Origin of the sequence: Spiroplasma endosymbiont of Polydrusus formosus (assembly GCF_964263245.1) — a bacterium.
GTDB lineage: Bacteria > Bacillota_I > Bacilli_A > Mycoplasmatales > Mycoplasmataceae > Spiroplasma.
Map to the genome: position 1 here is coordinate 1 of NZ_OZ181656.1, position 22,566 is coordinate 22,566.

At 24.3% G+C, this 22,566-nt stretch carries 16 protein-coding genes and 1 pseudogene; 14 read left to right on the plus strand and 3 right to left on the minus strand.

Annotation, left to right across the window (positions count from 1 at the left end; all coding sequences use genetic code 4):
• Window positions 1-326 (plus strand): annotated as a pseudogene (locus ACE38S_RS00005) (hypothetical protein); the annotation flags it as partial.
• 403 nt (window positions 327-729) lie between these two features.
• Here ACE38S_RS00005 and ACE38S_RS00010 read toward each other — a convergent pair.
• Window positions 730-1,242, minus strand: a complete 513-nt coding sequence (locus tag ACE38S_RS00010) for a hypothetical protein (RefSeq protein ID WP_374695793.1) — start codon at window positions 1,240-1,242, stop codon at window positions 730-732.
• A gap of 1,701 nt (window positions 1,243-2,943) precedes the next feature.
• Between ACE38S_RS00010 and ACE38S_RS00015 the strand changes: the two genes are divergently transcribed.
• Window positions 2,944-3,777 carry a Cof-type HAD-IIB family hydrolase gene (locus ACE38S_RS00015; RefSeq protein WP_374695794.1) on the plus strand — a complete coding sequence of 278 codons (834 nt, stop codon included), beginning with the start codon at window positions 2,944-2,946 and terminating at the stop codon, window positions 3,775-3,777.
• A 213-nt stretch (window positions 3,778-3,990) separates the two neighbouring features.
• A complete protein-coding gene (locus ACE38S_RS00020) occupies window positions 3,991-4,317 on the plus strand; it encodes a hypothetical protein (RefSeq protein ID WP_374695795.1) in 327 nt (108 codons plus the stop codon).
• A gap of 714 nt (window positions 4,318-5,031) precedes the next feature.
• Here the strand turns inward: ACE38S_RS00020 and ACE38S_RS00025 are convergent.
• Window positions 5,032-5,862: a hypothetical protein gene (locus ACE38S_RS00025; protein ID WP_374695796.1), complete on the minus strand. Its 831-nt coding sequence runs from the start codon at window positions 5,860-5,862 to the stop codon at window positions 5,032-5,034.
• 512 nt (window positions 5,863-6,374) lie between these two features.
• Here ACE38S_RS00025 and ACE38S_RS00030 point away from each other — a divergent pair.
• The 8 genes from ACE38S_RS00030 (at window position 6,375) to ACE38S_RS00065 (ending at window position 15,724) form a co-directional block, all read left to right on the plus strand.
• Entirely contained in the window at window positions 6,375-6,557 is a 183-nt protein-coding gene (locus ACE38S_RS00030) for a hypothetical protein (protein WP_374695797.1), read from the plus strand.
• Window positions 6,558-7,826: 1,269 nt separating this feature from the next.
• Window positions 7,827-9,752, plus strand: coding sequence for a hypothetical protein (locus ACE38S_RS00035; RefSeq protein WP_374695798.1), 1,926 nt, complete (start codon window positions 7,827-7,829; stop codon window positions 9,750-9,752).
• A 13-nt stretch (window positions 9,753-9,765) separates the two neighbouring features.
• A complete protein-coding gene (locus ACE38S_RS00040) occupies window positions 9,766-10,728 on the plus strand; it encodes a DHH family phosphoesterase (RefSeq protein WP_374695799.1) in 963 nt (320 codons plus the stop codon).
• A 6-nt stretch (window positions 10,729-10,734) separates the two neighbouring features.
• Window positions 10,735-11,319, plus strand: a complete 585-nt coding sequence (locus ACE38S_RS00045; protein ID WP_374695800.1) for a thymidine kinase — start codon at window positions 10,735-10,737, stop codon at window positions 11,317-11,319.
• Window positions 11,320-11,762: 443 nt separating this feature from the next.
• Window positions 11,763-12,839, plus strand: coding sequence for a peptide chain release factor 1 (gene prfA / locus ACE38S_RS00050; RefSeq protein WP_374695801.1), 1,077 nt, complete (start codon window positions 11,763-11,765; stop codon window positions 12,837-12,839).
• On the plus strand, window positions 12,839-13,699 hold the full coding sequence (gene prmC / locus ACE38S_RS00055; RefSeq protein ID WP_374695802.1) for a peptide chain release factor N(5)-glutamine methyltransferase: 861 nt from the start codon (window positions 12,839-12,841) through the stop codon (window positions 13,697-13,699). Before prfA ends, prmC begins: the two co-directional genes overlap by 1 nt.
• Window positions 13,700-13,733: 34 nt before the next feature.
• Window positions 13,734-15,155, plus strand: a complete 1,422-nt coding sequence (locus ACE38S_RS00060; RefSeq protein WP_374695803.1) for a polypeptide chain release factor methylase — start codon at window positions 13,734-13,736, stop codon at window positions 15,153-15,155.
• Between the two features lie 29 nt (window positions 15,156-15,184).
• Window positions 15,185-15,724, plus strand: coding sequence for an L-threonylcarbamoyladenylate synthase (locus ACE38S_RS00065; RefSeq protein WP_374695804.1), 540 nt, complete (start codon window positions 15,185-15,187; stop codon window positions 15,722-15,724).
• Between the two features lie 231 nt (window positions 15,725-15,955).
• Here ACE38S_RS00065 and ACE38S_RS00070 read toward each other — a convergent pair whose 3' ends face one another.
• Complete coding sequence (locus ACE38S_RS00070) at window positions 15,956-16,906, minus strand: IS30 family transposase (protein WP_374695805.1); 951 nt, start codon at window positions 16,904-16,906, stop codon at window positions 15,956-15,958.
• A gap of 383 nt (window positions 16,907-17,289) precedes the next feature.
• On the opposite strand from ACE38S_RS00070, the gene ACE38S_RS00075 reads away from it, so the two are divergent.
• The 3 genes from ACE38S_RS00075 to ACE38S_RS00085 all read left to right on the plus strand — a co-directional run bounded on the left by ACE38S_RS00075 (window position 17,290) and on the right by ACE38S_RS00085 (window position 22,346).
• Complete coding sequence (locus ACE38S_RS00075) at window positions 17,290-18,282, plus strand: hypothetical protein (RefSeq protein WP_374695806.1); 993 nt, start codon at window positions 17,290-17,292, stop codon at window positions 18,280-18,282.
• Between the two features lie 20 nt (window positions 18,283-18,302).
• A complete protein-coding gene (locus ACE38S_RS00080) occupies window positions 18,303-21,140 on the plus strand; it encodes a hypothetical protein (RefSeq protein WP_374695807.1) in 2,838 nt (945 codons plus the stop codon).
• A gap of 957 nt (window positions 21,141-22,097) precedes the next feature.
• Window positions 22,098-22,346, plus strand: coding sequence for a hypothetical protein (locus tag ACE38S_RS00085; RefSeq protein ID WP_374695808.1), 249 nt, complete (start codon window positions 22,098-22,100; stop codon window positions 22,344-22,346).
• Window positions 22,347-22,566: the final 220 nt, after the last annotated feature.

Here is a 22,566-nt window from a genome sequence, read left to right on the forward strand (position 1 = left end):
GTGAAATTGGAAATAATAAATATTATTTTATTTTATGAAGAGGTTTAAAAACAGATAAATGAACATTAAAAAAATATAAAGATGTTGGCTTAGCCAAAGATAATACTCTAATAGATACATCATATAATAATGCAAAACTTTATAGAGTAAGTCATGATTTACAAACTATTGCAGAAAGAGAATACAGTAGCTGGTGTACACCTTTCGGTTTTAATGATAAAGATGATGGATCTCATTTTAAATCAATATACCGTTGAAATTTATATACACAAGAACCTAATTTAATTTTAGATGAAAATAGTAATGTAAAAGTTAAAGGAGAATAAAAAATAGACATTAAATCTATTTTTTTTATTTTGGCTTAATTGTAAATTTTAATAGGGTTTTTACTTTTATTTATAATTCCTAAAACGTTTTGGTTAGAAACATCTATTGTTATATTTTTATCATTTTCTCAAGGGTATTAAAGAGTTTTTAAAGTACCTTTTAATTGAACTAATATCACTTTTTTCAAATATAATTTTAAAAAATGTTATTCCTAAATTTATGGGGGTCGGGGGTTACGGAAATATTTATTATATGGGGACATCAGCATTTCCTAAATCAGAAAATGGAAATATAATATTTAATACAAATAATGTAGAAATACATAATATTATAAATATATCTAATTATGATATTAAAATTACAATTAAGCCAAAATAAAAAAATAGATTTAATGTCTATTTTTTATTCTCCTTTAACTTTTACATTACTATTTTCATCTAAAATTAAATTAGGTTCTTGTGTATATAAATTTCAACGGTATATTGATTTAAAATGAGATCCATCATCTTTATCATTAAAACCGAAAGGTGTACACCAGCTACTGTATTCTCTTTCTGCAATAGTTTGTAAATCATGACTTACTCTATGAAGTTTTGCATTATTATATGATGTATCTATTAGAGTATTATCTTTGGCTAAGCCAACATCTTTATATTTTTTTAATGTTCATTTATCTGTTTTTAAACCTCTTCATAAAATAAAATAATATTTATTATTTCCAATTTCACTAAACGGTTTTTCTTGTGGTGCTATTCATTCTAAAATACCATTTTTTATTTTTATATTGTTTTTTTCTTTTAATTGTATTAATTCATCTTCATTATATTGTGGTGGTTTATTACAAGCAACTAAACTTATTATGCTTATTATTCCTACTAATGATATTGTTCATATTATACTTAATAATTTTTTCATATAAAATATTCTTTCTGTTTTTTTATACTTTAATTAAAAATGAAAATAAAAATTTATTTCCATTTTTATATATTTTTAATATTATCCATCGCCACCAAATCAACCATAATTCTGATAATCTTGTTGTTGATTATAACAATGTTTAGATGTTGCATCAACAATATCTTTTGCTACAACACTTTTTTAACATAATATGCTATTCCAGTTGTTGCTGCGGTCGCTCATACAACAGCACCTCGCTGTCTTTTATCTCTTTTTAAATTTTCTAAATTATTTTTTTGTGGGTAATTAATTTCACTATTTAATTTTTTTGATAATAACTAGCAGCAATCGTTGTTGGTGCCGTACTCCTGCTAATTGTTAATACATTTAATAAACTAAGTATTTTTTCATAATTGTTTTTCTCCTTTTCTTTTATCTTGAAACTTTTTATAAATACTCATTATTATATATATATATATATATATGCAAGAAAAATTATGAATTATTTTAAAATTTTATCTTTTAAAAATAACCATTATTACGTGTTTTAAGGGCTAGATTATAAATTAAATATATTAATATTAATTTATATTATTTTATATATATTTATATGTGCTGTGTTTTTTTGTTTGTAATTGTTTAGTATTAGTTTATAAAAAGTATTTTAATTATAAACTATTAGTATATAATTAATTTATAGGTTTAATCTTTTTCCGTAAAAAAGAGTTTACGCCGACTTGTTAATCGAACAAGGATAAAAAAAGAGGAGTTTATAAAATGGCACTTAAAAAGAGCAATTAATCGAATAAGGTTTAAGTAAATAAATATCAGAAAATATCTTAAATCAGTTTAATAATTAAGCAAAGCAAATTAGAGAAAATGTGCAAAACCGCGAAGATGTTATATCAAAAAGTTAAATATAAAAAAACAATTAATAAATTAAATAAATTAATGCTTATAATTTATCCAGTGTAACTTAATGATATTACTTATGAAAATTGAGCAACTATAAAAATAATTATTAGGAAATATAATATATTATACTGTATTAGTGATTATTAAATTAAAAATAAATTAATAATAAAGCATTAAAAATTAGTAATAAAGATATTATTTATACACAAATTGATAATGATTATGATATGAGTTGAGAATTTAAATTTATATCTTAAATTTGGTAATTAAGAACAACGTTTGGTAATATTTCATTGCCAACAAATTTAACTTAAATTTAAAATGATATGAAATTGATTAGATTAAAAGTTTAATAACTGACTATTTAGAAGATGAATAAGTAGATTATGGGGTGATAAATTATGAATAAAGATTACTTATTAGTAATGAAAAGTAAGTATGGTAGTTTAAAAACAAAATTCCTTTATACATTAGAAAAAACAAAATATGTCAATAATTTTGAAAATGAGTAATAATGTTCTTAATAAAAAATATTTTTTCAGTGAGTAAATATAATGTTAATCATCATTACATTTGTTGGGACAGCTTGAGAACATTAACTAAATTCCATTTTAAAAATATTTTTCAATGTTTACCGTTAATTCAAATGAATGCATGGTGTTTTACTATTTAATTATTAATTATAAACTAAAATATTATAAAAATTTTAGTTTATAATTAATTATCCTACAATCATTATTTAAAATAAATGTTGGAACTTTAATAAAATATATTAAAATTATATTATATAGGAGGAAAATGATTGTGACATATATTAAATTAATTGCTGTTGATTTGGACGGAACAGCTTTGAATTCAAACAGCGAAATGTCTCCACGTACTTTTCGGATTTTAAAAGAATTGGCTAGCAAAAATATTAAGTTAGTAATTGCTACTGGCCGACCATTATATCAAAGTAAAGATATTGCAGAAAAATTAGGATTAACTGATGATAATGATTTTACAGTTAGTTTGAATGGTTCAGTTGTAACAAATAATGCAACAAAAGAATTTTTATTTTGTGATTTTTTGAATCAAAAATTATTACGAGAAATTTATTTGGATGTTATTAACTTTGATTTAGAAACCTTAATTATGTTTGATGCTGATTATTCGTCGTTTAATAAGATGTTATTGCATTGTAAAGGGTTCAATGATACAACAACCAAAAATTATTTAGCAACTTTTGCTGAAGCTAAAGATGAAGTAACGGCTTGCATATATTCTACTAATTTTGATATTAATGTTAATAAGATTTATATTAGTAGCTATACTTCTGATGTGAATCGTTTTGTGGCGAAATGAGAAGGAAAGATTGAAATTTCACAAGAAATTCGTGGTGATCGCTCGTCGTTAGAAATTACCAGTTTTCAAATTAATAAAGCAACCGGAATTATCAAGATTTGTGAAAAATATCAATTAACAGCCAATAATGTTTTGGCGTTTGGAAATGAACATAACGATGTAGCGATGTTACGGTGAGCGGGCATTGGCGTAGCAATGGGAAATGCTTTGACTGATGTTAAAACAATTGCTGATTTAGTGACCGATGATAATGACCATAATGGAATTGCGAAGGTAATTGAAAAATTATTTTAAATTATGATAGTAATTCATCAGTTCTAATAATAATATTGTTACTAAATAATGTAGAAAAATAACAATATTTTCTAAAATAATCGTTTTTTAAAAATATTTTAGTGATATAATATTGTTGTTCATATGACAATCTAATAAATCTTCCTTTTTTTTCAGTTAAAATTTAAAGTATGATTTAAGTATTCATTTGAATAAGAAAGGAGGGCAACAAGAATGTATAATAATAGACCACAACACAACAAATTTAATAAAAAAGATGAACAATTTATTAACGATGTAAAATTCTTGCTAGCATCAAAACAACCACAATTAAAAACAGTTACTAGTAAAGATGGACAAACAAGAGATTTATGTGAATTTTGAGTTTTAGATAACGGCGAAGAAGTTCAATGCGTAGTATGAAATGATTTAGCAGAAAGATTAAATGCTGAATTTGATCTTGAAAACTTTAAAGCAATTACTATTACTTATAAAAATAATTTTAATGATTTCACTGGTAAAACTCGTTATAGTGTTCGTGATTTTGCTTTTACTAATTAATTCATTCTTTAATTTTGAAGTAAAACAATAAAAACCCGTTAACAAGGGTTTTTATTGTTTTTTATGGGAAAGGAATTTAATTGTCTTTTATTTTGTTAACAAAACTTTTTTATAATCCAAGTTTATATTGGGTCGTAAATATTGCTTTTTGATATCATAAATCTTGTTTTAAATAATACAATTAATCATTTTTAACGCGATTAATTGTATAAATAATGGGAATTAAACGACTAACATTTCTTTCGTGGATTTCAATAATAAGCTCTTATATTATTACTTTTGGATATTGTTGTTTTAATGCTGATAAAATTGTTTGCGTTTGATTGTCTTTAGTATGAAGATTTATGTATATTATTATTTTATTATTAAAATATTCTTGTAAATGGTGATATTTTTCATTTAGTTCTACCTAATTTTCATTTCGTTCGTAAGTTATTTGATTAATTAGTTCTTCTATTGAATAACTAATTTTTATCCAATTGTTTTGCGCGGTGGGCTCATTATTATTTGTTATATTTGAAGTTACTAACTGTAAAAATGGTAAATATTTCTAATATCGATAATATTATTATCATTTTGTTCCTTTCTTTTTTTCAAATGCCTAATTGTAAAGTTAAGTGCAAGTAAATAAAATTGCAATAAAATATAAATAATAGTTTCATAAGCATTATATCATTCTTAGGAATGGATTATAACTTAAAAATAAAAATTATATTATTCTTGTGAATAATGCAACGCATAAATGTTGAAAAATAAATCTTGTGCTTCAAAACCTATTTTTTGATATCAAGCAACTTGTTCCTTAATGACAACAATCCCAACATTTTCATAATTTGCTTTTTGTGCTTTATTTAATAAATGAATTAACATTTTTTCTTTTGATTCAGAATTATCTTCACTGTCAGCTACCCTAATTACACCAATTGTTGCTTCAAAAAAAAGAATCCCAGTTGTAATTGGTGCTTCATCTTTAGTTAATGTTACTGCGTAACAAAGATCGTTAACTTGATCTAGTGTGGGATTAGGTTGCGAAGTAGGTAAATCCTTTAATGGTAATTCAGCATCAGTGATAATTTTAAGATTTGGTGTCGTTGTTAGTTTTGCATTTTTTTTGTTGCAAAAAATTGAAAGATCAGTTATTTCATTAAATTTTTCATTTGCTAATTGTTTATTTTTGATAGTAAAAATTTTCAAATTCATCATCATGGCAGTTCTTGTTTGCAAATGATTTAATCCATTTTTTTCAAAAAACGTTCGTTCCGCTTGATTATTGTCAATCGTAATTGTATATCAAATAAATGGTGTTTTTTCTGTATAATATTCATCAATAATTTCCCCAGCTCTAGCAAATTGTTCTGATGTTGTTATATGCGAACTAATAACAATATTAATACTATTTTTTAATTGACGAGTATCAATTTGATAAAACAAAAGGCTACTGTCAAGTTTATTTTTTTGTTGCTCATTATCGTGTTTTGGGTCAATGGTATAGTTAATGTAATTTACAACCAACTGATTTAATTTTTCATTGTTAAAATTAAACATTTAAATCCCCCTTATTTAGTTATGATTTTATCACCTTTTGATGTTATAAAGAAAAAATTTTAAAAAATATAATTAAATTTACTAAAAACAATAAATTAGTAAAAAATAAAAATAAAAATAATTCCTTGCACTTTAATTTAAAAGATACTAAAGTTTATATTATATATATATTATACCTTTTAGGTTAAAGGAGTTTTGAGATGTTTAAATGAAATTATCGCGTATATTTTTATTTACGGCTTAGTATTTTAATTGTTATAAATTTATTTTTGCTACTTGATTTAATTAGGGCAACTTATTATTTGCAACCAGATTTTGTCTATTTAGGATGTTGGGAAAGAATTTTTAATTATTATTCTTTTTTTTACAACTCAGACTAATTATATTGTGGCTTTATATTTTTTTGTATTTATTTGAATCAAAATTTAAAAATACAAAACCACATTATATTATTCAATTATCGGTTACAACATATATTACGATTACTATGTTAGTATTTTGGATTGGGATTATTGCTCAAAAAAATCAAGCAGCGCAATATCGTTCTTATCACTTATCATTGAGTAGCAACAGTTATTTTATATTTAGTAACATTAGTTATTATGATTACAAGTTATGTTTGAACGGGCGGGGTTTGATCGTTATTATCACTATGATATTACCATAATAAAAAATATTTATGATTAATTAGGTAGTGAGAAAAAAGTTTAGGTTTTGGTATAAAAATTTTTTATTAGTATTATGTATCTAAAATATTGATAAATCAAACTTTTAAAAAATTTATTTAATTATTTTATTTATATTTTTTATAAAAAATAAACTTTTTTCTTACTAAAATTAATTATATTATATATGGATCTATATTTAATAATTGTTTTAGTTCGAAGAACTTATCGTCAGTTAGATGGAAAGGACGCAAGCACGTTGTAAATTATACTATGAAGTGTAGCGCTTTATTCAATTTCAATTTTAATTTCATTATAACACCAATAAAATAAATGTTTAATACAATTTATTTTAAAAATTAGTATAATGTACGATAAAGTAGAACAAAATCAACTATCTTATTAAGGAGTAAATTTTGTTATTTAAAAATTAACTATAAAAATAGTATCAAAGAAAGGACAACGCCTTAAAATTAGAGAAAAAACAAGTACACTTTGTAAATATTTCTAAGATATTTAATAAATATGTAACACAATTTAAAGAAGGCAACAAAAAGTTGCAATAAAAAGTTTCTATTTTAAGAATTTAAGATGCTGTTCTTTCTCTGAGTAAATTAATAATTTTATTTTATTATTCTTATTCAATTTTTGCGTTTTTTTCAAAAACCAAATCTTTTTTATACGACCTTATTGCTAAATATGAATAGTTATTATAACGTTTAGAAAACAGTTTTTTTATAAAAGAAGCCAAAATTAAATTATTAAAAGAGACAATTTACATTAATTAAAAATAATTAATAGGGTGTCATAAGTCAAACATTATGTAATAATATTGGTTGTAATATTGATGGAGATATATCAACATTACTGTAAGGGTGCTTTGCATTAAAAATGCAACTAACTTATCATGAAAAAACTATTAAAAATAAATTAAATACCGGTATGATGAATTTTAAAAATAAAATTAATTTATTTAATACTAATTAACCATTAGAAAAATAGAATTAATTATTCAGTTAATAATTTTGTAAATAATAATTTGCAATCAAACTTATATTTTTATTAGTTTTATATAATAAATTTAATAATTTTAATAAAAATGTATTTTTGTTGTTGAAAAATTTAAAAAAATACAAAAACATATTGACAATAAAATTAAAATTAATATACCTTAAATAAGGTATGTGGTATATTATTCAACAATTTTAAGATATTAATCAAAATCCTTAAATAATAAATACAACCTTTTTGTTGTATTTATTTTGGTATAATAAAATTGATTGGAAGCGTGGTGCTTTAATGGGATTAAAAATTAATAATTTAAAATATAAACGGTATAAAAAAGTTATTTTTGCAGATTTAAACTTTGATATTAATAGTCAAGAAGTTTTAGGAATTAGTTTTGAAGATAAGTTTTCACAGTCATATTTTTTAAAACTTTTATTGGGGAAGAAAAAACCCCGTAGTGGAAATATTTATTTAAACAATCGGAATATTACAGCTTTATTACCAAAAGAACAAAAAATTTGTTATGTTTCATCAGGGGCATTAAGATTGGCTTTTTTACCAACAAAATTATGTTTAGCTTATTATATGTTAAAAACACCAAAGTTTTTACATGATAGTTCATTAAAATATAATAAAAATAAATATTTTTATAAAAATTTAGTTTTTATTGGTAATGATTTAAACAAACAAGAGTTAATCTTAAAAACAGATAAAATTATTAATGAATATTTCAATAATTCAATTCTAATTAAAGAAGAATGAATTGAAACCTATTTAACCCAAATTAGTGAATTTCATAAAAAAGAAATTAGTAAAATTTTAGAAGATGATAAAAATTCTATTATAATTCAAAGTTTACATACTTATATTTATAAACGCGAAGAGATTCGGGTATACGAAGGTTATTTAGCTTTTTTACAAGCTTTATGAGATAAAATTTATTATATTTCTGATTTAGATTATTTGTGTGATTGTTATGAAATTGCTAAAAAAAGAAAACTAAAAGACAAAATTTTTTGCTTTATTGGTGCTAAATTAGTTTGTGAGAAGTATTTAAAAATTTTACATACGGAAATCACTTATGAACGTTATTTGTTAATTAAAGCGCGTAAAGCGTTTAAAAAATACCGTTTTAATGTTGTTAATGCGGTTATGAAAGATATCAAACGTAAAAGTATTATTAAAGGAATTTTAAATAAAAGTAATTCATCAAATATTGTTAATTGATCAAAATTGTCAGAAGATCAATGATTTAATTATAATCAAAAGCAAGAACAATTAATTGCCAATTTATTACCAGATGAGGCAACAATTGTAAAAGGAAAAGTTTTAGAATTTTTTCATAAATATCATTTGGAATTATTAGGTAATACATTAAAACCGCGAGAAAAAGATAATTCAATTGCTATTGCTGAGGCAAGTGAAAAAGTTGTGACAGTTTATAATCAAGCTTTTGAAGAAGTTAAAAAATTAATGAGTGATTTAGATATTAAAATGAATTGATTTAAATTTACCAAAAATTTGAGTAGTTTTGACCATACTAAAATTAGGTTAATCAATGCTATTTTAAGTAATAAAGAATTAATTGTTTTACATAATACTTTTGATAATTTAACACACAATGAAGCAAATGAATTAAATGATATTTTATTGAATTTGAAAAATTATAATCCCCAATTAACTTTTTTAGTTTTCTCAAAAAATGTTGAGAATATTAAAAATTATGTTACACAGTTATTAATTTTTGATAAAGATAATAATTATAAATTAATGTCAAAATATCATGCTGAATATTCACCAGATACTATTGAATTATATAAAGCAATGTATAATAGTTCGGAAAATGTTTTTGCAATGAAATATGTGGCAACAGAAAATACTTTAGCAAATGAGAAAATTAAAATTAAACTATCAAAAGGAATTAAATTAATTGACAAAAAGGAATATTGATTAACAATTAATCCAAATTTAATTACATTTAAAAGAACAAAAGACTTTAATAAGGATTTACATTTGGCATATAAAGGACATATTAAAACAATTAAAAAAATTGCTAAATCAATTGTTTGTTTTTTTGAAATTAATGATGATATTTTTTTTAAAAAATTAGTGACAGAAAAAGAATTAAATTTAAAAAGAATAACAACGATATATTTCGAAAAGCAAGCATTATTAGTTTATGATAAAGTTAATAGTAATTTAGTTGCTAATATTTAAGTGAGGAAAATAAATGCAAGATTTAAAAGGAACGATTTTACAAAAAATTAAAGAGTATCAAACAATTATTTGTTTAAGTCATGTTTCGCCAGATGGTGATGCATACGGTTCAGCGTTTGGATTAGCACAGTTTATTAAAGATAATTTTCCAAATAAAAAAGTATTAGTTGATGGTGAACCAAATGATTTTTTAGCTTTTTTAGCGACACCTAATCTTGTTCAACAAGAAGATTACCAAGGAGCATTAGTAATTGTGACTGATACAGCGAATATTGAACGAATTGATAGTAAATATTGGCAAAAAGCCGAAGAAGTAATTAAAATTGATCATCATCCTAATATTACACCTTTTGGTGATTTACAATGAATTGATGAAACAAAAATTGCAGCATCAGAAATGATTGCTGAATTAATTTTAACATCAAGTTTAACAGTAACTCACCAAGCAGCAAGGTTAATTTTTACGGGTATCGTAACTGATTCAAATCGTTTTATGTATAGTAAAACTTGTCAAGAAACTTTTATGTTAGCGGGGCAATTAGTTGCCACTGGGTTTGATTTACAATCAGTTTATCAAAAATTATATGAAGATTCGTGGGTTAATGTTCGTTTTAAAAATTATTTATTATCACAAGTAGTTGTTTATGATAATCAAATTAGTTATGTGAAAATAACAAACGAAATGCTAAAAGAACATGCGATGAATTATGAAACTGTTAAGCCGTGAGTTAATATTATGAGTAATATTAAAGAATTTAAAATTTGAATGTGAGCAATTGAAAATAAAGCGGAATGTTATATCAATCTTAGCATTTGTAGTAATGCTTATATTATTAATGGTGTCGCAGAAAAATATTATGGTGGCGGTCACCAGTTAGCAAGTGGGGCAAAAATTTACCAATGAGCAGATTTGGAAAAAGTTTTAAAGGATTTAAGTTATGTTATTAAAAATAATATTAAATATATGGAGGGTTAATAATTAATGTATTTTTTAAACAGTAATGTCCAAACAGGATGGGTCGAAGTAATTGCTGGCTGTATGTTCGCTGGAAAAACAGAGGAATTTATTTGTCGGTTAGTTCGTTTTAGTTATGCTAAATTTGAAATTCAAGTTTTTAAACCAACACTTGATTTTCGTTGTAACGAAAATCAAGTTGTGAGTCATAGTAAAAAAGCTGTTGAAGCAACATCGGTTAATAATTCTGATGAATTATTAGTCAAACTTAAACCTACGACAAATGTTGTCGGGATTGATGAAGTCCAATTTTTTGACAATAATATTGTTAAAGTTGCTGATTATTTAGCCGACAAAAGGATGGTTGTTGTTGTTAATGGTTTAGATAAAGATTTCCGGGGTGAACCTTTTCTTAATGTTGAACAATTAATGACCCGTGCCGATGAGGTTAAAAAATTACATGCCATTTGTGTTAAATGTGGAAATTTAGCAAACATGACACAACGATTAATTAATGGTAAGCCAGCTAATTATTGTGACCAAATTGTTCTAATTGGAGAAAAAGATAAATATGAAGCTCGTTGTCGTCATTGTCATGAAGTAACATATTAACTTAAGGAGCCAAATGTTAACAAAAGCAGGATTTAATGTAGGATCGTATTTTATTATTAATTATTAATAGTAAACCAAAAACAGTGAAAAAAGTTAAAGCTTATTTTATTGAAAATTTACTAATTAATTTTTAAAATTATTATTTTAGAAGATTTGTTAATTAAAGATAATGATAATGTGATTGTAAATGGGAGTGTTTTTAAAATTAGTCAAAGAATTATTAATAAATATTCCCATTTAAAAAACATTTGAAAGTTGTTAACATCGGTTAACTTTAGTTGATTAATTAAATAATTTGCCAAAATTTCAAGAATTAATTTCAAATTAAGCGAAAAAATCATTAATTATTAATTATAATGATTTTTTTATTTATAATAGATTAAATTAATTATTATTATTTAAAATATATTATAATTATTAGGTGTTTAAAAGAGGCGGGGCAAATGAACCAAAAAACAATTGAGCGATTAGAAACGATATTAAAGCGGTGAAATTTAATTAACGAAGAATTAACGAAATCAGAAATAATTAATGATGTGAAAAAATTAACTAGTTTAGCAAAAGAACAAACACAATTAGAAGATACGGTTGTTTTATACTTAAAATATAAAAATGTTTTAAATAATATTAATGAAGCGAAATTAATTTTAGAAACTGAAAAAGATAGCGAGTTAATTGAATTAGTAAAAGATGAATTAAAATCATCAGAAATTAGAAAAGAACAAATTACAGCAGAATTAAAAGTAATTTTATTATTAAAAGATCCTAATGATGAGAAGAATGTTATTTTTGAAATTCGTGGTGCTGCTGGCGGGGATGAGGGAAATATTTTTGCTGGTAATTTATATCGAATGTATTTAAAGTATGCGGAGCAACAACATTGAAAAGTGGAGTTAATTGAAGCTAATGAATCAGAAGCAGGGGGATTTTCAACAATCTCATTTATGGTTAAAGGCGAAGGAGTTTATTCAAAAACGAAGTTTGAATCAGGGGCCCACCGGGTACAACGAATTCCAAAAACAGAGAATAAAGGTCGCGTTCATACATCAACAGCAACTGTTGCTATTTTGCCAGAAATTGAAGAAGTTGATTTTGAAATTAAATCAGTTGATTTAAAGATTGATACTTATCGTGCTTCGGGTGCCGGAGGACAACACGTTAATACAACTGATTCAGCGGTTCGAATCACCCATTTACCAAGTGGGGTTGTTGTAACTTCACAAGATGGTCGTAGTCAACATGATAATAAATCATTAGCAATGAAACATTTACGTAGCAAGCTATATAAAGAACAGCAACGAAAAATTAACGAAGAACGGGGTACACTGCGAAAAGATGCTGTGGGAACGGGAGATCGTAGTGAAAAGATTCGAACATATAACTATCCCCAGAATCGGATTACTGATCATCGTATTAATTTAACATTACAAAAATTAGATCAAATTATGGAAGGTAATTTAGATGAAATTGTCATAGCACTAATTAACGAAGAACAAAGATTGAGAACGGAAGGAAACTAATGACAGTTAATGAATTAATTCAAAAATCAGAGGATTATTTAAAATATTCCAATAATGTTAATTATCTTGCCGATATTAAGATTTTAATAGCATTCTTTATGAAAACCTCATTAGCAAAATTATATGCAATTAAAAACGATAAAATTAATTTAAAGATTAATGATTATTGACAACATTTAACAGCATACCGTAATGGCAAACCAATTCAGTATATTACTAATTACCAAAATTTTTATGGTTATGATTTTTATGTTGATTATAATGTTTTAATTCCGCGATATGAAACAGAGGAATTGGTTGATAACATCAATATTATAATTGATGAAATTTCGCTTAATAATGTAAATAAACCGTTAACTTTAATTGATATTGGAACTGGAAGTGGGGCAATTGCTATCAGTTTAGGATTAGAAAATCAAGATTTAACAATTTATGCTAGTGATATTTCAAATGAAGCATTGAAAGTGGCAAAACGAAATATTAAGCAATTAAATTGTAAGAATGTTACCTTGTTGGAAGGCGGTATGTTAGAACCACTTATTAAAAATAATGTTAAAACGGATATTTTGGTTTGCAATCCGCCGTATATTCCAAATGATCAAATTATTAGTCATCGCGTTAAGAATTATGAACCGCATGTTGCTTTATTTGGCGATGTTGATGGTTTGTATTTTTATCGGGAAATTTTTAATAATTGACAGAAAATTGTTAAAAAAGATGGTATTTTATGTTTTGAACATGGCTATGACCAAAAAAAGGCTTTAGAAAAATTAGTAAAAGATTACTTCCCTCAACAAGAATATTTTTTTAAAAAAGATATAAATAAAAAGTGGCGAATGTTATTTATTAATATTTTGTAGTAAAATAAAACAAACTTAAGCGCGAGGTGTAGATATGGAAAATAAAGCTAAAAACATTAAAAGAACCGGCATTATTATTATTGCTTTTTTGGTTGTGTTATTTATTATGGTGCCGTATTTTACTTTTATTTTTGTTTCCCATAGTGATAAAATCTTAAAAGAATACCTTGTTTTTATTAAAAAAACTCCAAAAGATGTTTTAGAGTTATTTACAACGCCACATTTGCCAAATGAAGTCTTAATTTTTAATTTGCCATATGTTGCTTTAGGAACTTTATTAGGGTCAATTATTAGTAGTGTTTTTTATATTCATTATCAAAGCCGCTCAATTAATTTTAATAATAGAATGTTACTAATTGGAATTGTTGTTATTATTTCTTTTTTGTTTGTTGCATGTTTATTATTTTCCTTTGCTGAATATTATTATGATTTATTTACGGAGTGATGTCGTTCGTTACGGGGTGCTAATACCAGACAGGATTATATTAAAAACATTGAAAATATAATTCCAAACAATGTGTTAAATCGGACAGAAATTGTTAACACATTAATTAATTTGGCAACCGGGTCAGGAACAAAACATGAGTATCCATTAACATGAATTGGTTTGAATGCCGTTTGATGAATAACGGGTTTACAGATTATTTTCATTATTTTTATTATGTTAAAAGTTGGATTTAAATTAGAATGATTATTAAATAATAATATTAATCAGAACAAAAAAGATGAATTATTTGTTTTAAAAGATACCTTTAACCAAAGTCGTCTTAAAAAGTTTATTAGTTTATATTTAATTCCAAATGAATTTAATATTTCATTATTAGTTGTTTTTTTTTCAAGTATGGTTTTCATTCCCCAATTTGTTTATACAATTATCATTGGCAGTAATTTTACTGCAGCGAACCGATTTTTTTTATTTTCTTATTTCTATCCTCAATTAACGATTAATGTCATTATTCCCTGGACAAGTAGTGTTTTAGAGCAACCAAATGTTGACTATTTTAAAATGGCAATGAATATGCCAGGATCAGCAATTTTAATTAATATTTTTCCAATTATTTCATCAGCTTTAATTATTTCAATGTTGTTTGCTTTTGCTTTTGTGATGTTAAAAAAACCAAATTTAACAAAAAAAGGCTTCATTAGTTTTTATGTTAGTTTTTTAATTGTAACAGGAGGTTCTTTGGTAATGTTTTTAATTTCACAACATCAGTTAACACAAGCTGTTGATTACTGAAATAGTTGAGAAAATGAAAGTGGTAATTTCAAAGAAATGGTAATGGAACCAATTTTTAAAACAAAAAAATTGAATTACTTTTGATTACAAGGAAATGAATTATTGACAAGTGGGATTTTATTGTCGACCTTTATTATTGTTTTATCAGTTATTGCTATTTCACATATTTCTAAAATTAAAAGTAATAATGGTAATAGTGAACAAATTAAAACAAATTAAAAAATTTAAAAAAGGAGTTTATTCATATTATGAAAGTATATAATGTAAAAGATTACAAAGAGATTATTCTTGCTTATTTGGCAGAGAAAGTTATTATTGTTCCGACCGATACTATTTATGGAATGACATGCATTATTAGTTCACCTTCGGCAAAAGCAAGAATTTTTAAAGTTAAAGGACGATCAGAAAAAATGTATTTATCAGTTATTGTTAGTTCAGTTCGGATGGTAAGAAATTTCATTGATTTGTCACGAGAAGATTTAAAAATTTTCAAAAAAAATGAGACCATTACTATAATAGGTAACATAAAGGAAAATATTAATAATATTTATAATATTACTGAAGATAATACAATTGGCATTAGAATTACAAAGTCCAAGTGACTAAAAAAAATTATCAATAAAGTTGGTCCAATTTATGGGACAAGTGTAAATATTAGTGGACAGCATTACGCAAAAGAATTTAATGATCTTCAAAAATTTGATGTTGATGTAATTGTTGACTCTGGTTATTTAGATAACCGTCCTTCAAAAATTTATAATTATTTAAAGAAAGAATTTATTAGATAGGAAGATAGAAATAGCAAAAAACAAGAATAAATGAATATGATATCGAATTGTTAATGTTGTTATTTTAATAATTTTAATTATTTTAACAGGTATTTTTATGATTTTATTTGTTATGAACCAAGAAAAATATACTGTTGCTTTTTTAATTACAATTTTATTTTTAGAAGTTTTAATCATTGGATATTTTATGGGCCATTTTTTATATAAGCCTAATTGTAAAGTTAAGTGCAACTAAATTATTTTTCTAACCAAATATTCGATTGGTGAAAGATAATTTAGTATTTTTCTTGGTCTATGGTTTAAAGACAATATAAATTTATGAACTGCATTTTTCGTGGTATTTGAAAAATTAAATTTTTTAGGAAATTTTTCTCTAATTAACCCATTAGTATTTTCATTAGTACCTCTTTGTCAGGGTGAATATGCATTAGCAAAATAAATTTTCACATTTAAATTTTTTTCAAGTTGTTGTCAATTAGCAAATTTTTTACCTCTATCAAATGTTATAGTTTTAACAAGATTATTTGGAATAATTGATAAATAATGGCTAATGTTTTCGTTAATAACTTTAGTAGTTCTATTTTCAACTAACATTGCTAAAGTAAATCTTGATGTTCTTTCAACTAAAGTTATTAAACATGATTTACTTTTACCTCGCGATGATACTATAGTATCATCCTCTCAATGGCCAACAGTTATGCGATTATTAACATTAACATTTCGTTCTTTAATTGATTTACCATTAAATTTACCGCGATTTTCTTGAGATTTTCGTTTCTTACCTTTTCTTCTTAAATTTTTATTAGTAACCTTTTCAAGTAATCCAGAATAAATTCAATTGTAAATTGTTTTAAAACTAATAATTCATTCTTTATGAAAATTTTTAATTCTTCCATAAATTTGTTCAGGCGATCAACCTAATAATAATTTTTGTTGTACATATTTTACTAATTCTCTATTTTTAAACTTATGAAAATAAACATGTGATTGTTTTCTATTTTCTGCTTTATTTTGTGCAATTAATGAAAAATAATGATTATTATCTTTATTTCTATTAACTTCTCGAATAATAGTACTAATACTTCGATTAATATTTTTAGCTATTTCACTAATTTTTAATTTAAATTTCAATTGATTCTCAATATAAATTCTTTCATCTATGCCAAGATGTTTATATCCCATATAAAAAACTCCTTGCTTTAATTTTTCTAAAATAAACTTAGCATCATGAAATTTTTATATGAAATTTTTTGCAATTTTATTTACTTGCACTTACAAGTATAATTTAGCATAAATAAAGATAATATTCGTGTAGGGATACGAAAACTAGTTGACGATTATCTGAAAAAAGATGATGTTGATGACAAAACCACTAACATAAAGTAAAAAGGAATAAATTAAACGGTCATAATAAGAACTGACCGATTTTAAAAAAGGAGAAGATGAAGAGTGATTTTAGAAAAGCAAAATATCAACAAATTCCGTTTCATAATGCATTTTTTTTATTAGTTTTTTTAGAAATATGATATAATTTAAATATGAAAATGATGAAGGAGGGCTAAACAATGTACATCAATCAATTCGAAAGAATGAAAAATTTAAAATTAAACAATGATGAACAAAATACAATAAACAAGAAAAATAATAAGCGAAATATGAATTTATTACAAGGTAATAATGAAGAAGAAGAGCTGGTGAGGGGTTTTCTAAATAATAATCATAATACTAAAAATAAAGAACTTAAGATTGATGGAATTATATTATCAAGTTTTGAAATTATTCGTGATTTAATGAAAATATTTAAAGAAAAAAATAATGAAATGCAATTTTTCTTAACAGCTATTGATAAAAGAAATTGTGATTCAATGTCTGACATTGATACTTCATTTTTTTCAATGCCAATTGTTAATATTGATTTATTACGTATTGAATTATATTATTCACCCTTTTTATTTTTATTAAAAAAAATTATTAAAGAATTACCAAAGGTTAGTTTAGAAGATAAAAAAATTTTATGAGATCGTGTTAAATTATTTGCAAGAACTTTAAAACAAAATGAGATATCGAACCAAATTAATGATTATAATTGAATTATAATCATTAATGAACTAGAATTTGATGATCCATTAGATTATATTCGTAAAGAATTTGAAGAAATTTTACGTGCTTATAACATCACAGAAAGTATTGTAATCATTTTTAATAATATTGATTTAGTAGGATATGTGAAGTTTAAACAAATCTTTAGTTTAGTACAAGTTATTTTTAAAGGAATTTTACAATTTAAATTTATTGTTGGATTAAATCCCCTTTTAATTGAAACTTATGTAAAACAAATATACGGAAATTATGCAACAAATCAATTAATAGTGCACGAAGTAAGTGTTTATCATAAACGTTATATCATTAAAAATGAAGAAGGTGTTGCCACTAAAAAAGCAATAAAAAAAGAGGATGATTCTCATTGTCCAATGCCCTATTTTACTACCGCCAGTGAAGAAGAAGAGGGTGATAAAACAATTGGATTTGATTATTGAGCTATGCGTGGTGGAAAGTAAAATAGAGAAGTATAATTAAAATGTTTGTATTTTTAGTAACATTAGGTTGAATTATAATTATATTTGCTGAAATAGTCCAAATCTTTACTGCTATTTTAAATCTTCTTGTGGTTCAGGGTGTTGCACTTCCATCAATTTTAAAATCAATGAATGATATTTTTCAAAAATCAATATTTAAACAAGAACAAATTTTAAATCATTTAACAGGTAATATATGAATATATACAATTATTTCTTTAACAATTTTTGTGGCATTATTCGTTATTACATTAGTATCATTTCAACTTCATCGTGTTCGAAAAGGACAATTAATTACTAAACCATATATTAAAATTATTTTTATTACCTTAATTATTTTTTCCTTAATTTACGGAAAAGTAGCTGTATTAATTCTAGCGGCATTAATGTTTATTGGTTTATTATTTATTGAATCATCATTATTTGATGTTGAGTCTTTACAAAATTTTGTGGAGGAACGAAATATGATTGTTATTTATTACCAAAATAAAAAATTGGAAAGAGAGGTAAATAAAGAGGGAAAGTATCATGGAAGCGCAACTATGGCAGTTGACGCGACTATCGCAGGGATCAAAGAAATCGCAAAAAATTTCAAAAGCAATGATTACGCAAAAGAGGATGATAATAAAAAATTATCTGGTCAAAAATCAAATTCAATATTTTCATCAAATGATTTAAATTATTTTTTTAATGTTAAAAGAAATGATGTTGATGAAAATGAATTAGCAAATTTAATTAATTATATGACTAAAACTATGACAAATCCACAAAAATCATCAGTTGTTGAACCAGAATTAGCAACAGCAGGAATGGAAAAAAGTGAAAACAGCATGGAAGAAGAATCAGAAGCACTATTTGCAGCAAATAGGGAAGAATTAGAAACAATTGCTTTAAATAATGAACCAAAAATTAAAACAACAGTAGTTTCTGCTATGCCAGTAATTGATATAACTGCTAATAATGAGCACAAGGTGGTTAGTTTTGACATTGAAGTTTTTGTTGATAAGACAGCTGTTTTGAACGAAGAAGGGAATGTTGATACACCAGTAGATGAAATTTCAACTTTTTCTTGTTTAGATAATGATATCTTTAATTCGTCATTAATATTAGAAAAAATAATTACAAAAAAACAAAAAAAACTTTACAATAAGTGAAATAAAATGTATCAACAAGCTCTTAAAATTAAAAAAATGGTTGAAGAAGAAGAAGTTAAAGGAACTAAAGCGACAACTAAATTAATTAAAAAGAAAGTTAAAATATATAATTTATTTGCCCAAGAGGTAAATAAATTAGTTAAAAAATTAAAGTTAAAGAAAGAACATGATTTAAAATTAATGCGAATTACGGAAATCTTTGGAAATAATTCACAAACAACTTTTGATTTTTTTAATAATCATTTTTTAGAAACATATGGTAAAATGATTAAAATTATTAATGATATCGTGGATGACAACATTATTAATATTGTAAATAATGACAAAGTAAAAAAAGAAATAGAAATTATGAATAACGATATTAAAATAACAAAACAAGCATCGCAAAAAACAGAAATTACTTTTATTCCATATGATCATAATATTGATAAGTTAAAAAGGGAATTATTAACCAATATTCAATCATTTGATGATACTGAAATGGGATCAAATCATGTACCAAATAATTATCTTGGTTATCATTTTAATGAATTAGAAGGATTAGATGATTTCCAAGGTGAATATGTTGATGCCGTTGCAAGCGAAGATCATCACATTGATGAAACAGAACCTGTTGAAAATAACGAACCTATAAAAGAATATTTCGAGTCATTTTCAATAGAGGTAATAACCACAGAACCTGCAGATTTGAGTGCAGTAAAAGAAGAAGAAATAAAACCTGAATTTAACTTTGTGTCAGATGATGAAATTAAAGCCGATGCAATTAATTTAGAATTAGCATCTGAACCATTAGCGATAGTAATACCAATTCCAGTTAAAGCCGATTTTATTAATACAATGATTGATGAGAAATTAGCAGATAACGAAGAAGTTAATGAAGATAAATTAGAAGAAAACAACGAAGAAAATTATCGAGATCAAACATTATTTAATAATGATGTTCCGAATGAAACAACTACTGTCTTACAATCAGAAATTAAATCAGTTTTAAAAGAAGAAATATCATATAGCTTAGATGAATTAGATGATAAAATTATGAATGGTGATTTTTCAAACCTCGATGACGAAGTAATTAAATGTTTTGATATAGAACAACCAGAACTAATTCAAGAACCCGAAGTTAAGTTTCAGGTAATGGTAGAAAATAAAAAATCATTGTCACAACAACCCCCTTTAAATAATTTTGAGTTTCGTTTTGAAAAAATTGAAGAATTAATTAAAAATTCAATTGATTCGTATACAGTTCACACCAAAACATTAGGAGAAATTCAAGAGTATTTAAAAAATCTAACGATAAAGATTGAAACATTAAAAACAAAAACAACCGATATTATCAAAAAAAATAAAGATATAAAAAAGAAAAAACATATTAAACATCATGGCGTTGTTCCAATTGACCAATTTTATAAACACATTAATAATATTAACTTAACATCAACGCGTTATAATTTATATAATAAAAAAGGATATTCAAATACATATAGAATTATTAATTCGAAAGATATTTCGTATGGTTTAGGGAGTTATTATCGTACTAATAATGGTTGTTCTTATCAAAATGTGATAACAGGAAATAATAGTCAATTTGTTGATTATAACCATTTTAATTTACATAGTATTTCAAAATACACTAAACAAGATATTACTTTCGAAGCAAATTGTTCATTTTGTAAAAAAAATAAATAAAAAACCAGTGTAATGGTATTTTTATTTATTTAATAGACGTTGTGTAGATACAAACGGAAAATTTATATCATGTTAAATTATTCGCCAGATAATACTTTTATTAAAAGGATTTATAAAAAATATCATTTATTTTGTGTAGGTAAAACAGTAAAAAATCTGTTTTTATGATAAAAGTTCTAAATTTAAAGATACCATCCGATCAATAATGCAAATAAATTTATGTTTTTTAATATAAAAATAAAAAACAATTTTTGTGAGATTGTTTTTGAGATTAATCTTACAGAACGCCATAGTATAAATTTTTAATAAAATATTATACCATAGAAAATTGTCAAACAGCCAATTTTGTTTTTTTATTATATTTTTATAATTATAATAAAAATATATAATTAAAATATCTACATTAATTAATGGAGGTGATATTATTGACCCATTTTTATTAATGTATTTATCAGTTAAAACCTCCAATAGATTTATGATAGCCGTTCCTGTAATAATATGAACGTTATTTAAATTGCATTAAAAAATCATTCGCGTTGGAAAATTGATTGATTAATGGTAATGGTTTATTTTGACTAGTAAAGTCATTTTTTAAATAATTTAATAATCAAAAGTTGATTACATAAAATTTATCACATAATGCAATATTTTATTTAGAAAGCATTTTTTCTTTTCATTCATTTAAAAATATGCTAAAATAAAATTAGCAATTAAATATTGTATTTAAGTTATTAAATATAATTATTTAAGTATGAAAGTAAATATTCAATTGCCGGATAAAAATTAATTAGAAATAAATTATAATTTATAATAAATAGGAGGGAGTAAACAATGAGGAAATTTCTCAGTTTTTTATAGCAACAACTTTATTTACTGCTTCGAGTTTTTCTTTTGTTGTCTGTTTAAAAAATATTATTTTGATAGTAATATTTTTGAGTTATTATCAATGCAGAAATTGTGACCGATGCATCGTTTAATGAATCAGTATGGGATGGTGCAAGTAAATATGTTGTTTTACAACAAGACGAAGAGGTTTATTTTTCAGAATTAAAAATAAGTCATTGACGAGCTAGTTATTTTGAACCAGCAAGTTCTCAAACACCATCTTATTTTAAAACAGCTTATGCAACCGCTCATATTGCTGGAGCAAAAACATTAATTTTATCAGGTTTTGTGCATGGTAATACAATTGGATGAGCGGCATAAATCGCAGATAATTTAATTTATGTGAACGGAATTAGTAAAGGTATTCATTTATTAATGGATCCGTGCAAGCCATTGACAAAAAATATTGTTGGTATTAGTTGTTAAGCGGAATCATTAGGGTTTTTTGACGTAATTGCAACAGTATTATGATTAATTAGTTAAATGACCCATCAAAAGACAGATATCCAAAAGGCTTAAAAATAGCTATTTATGAGGGGTG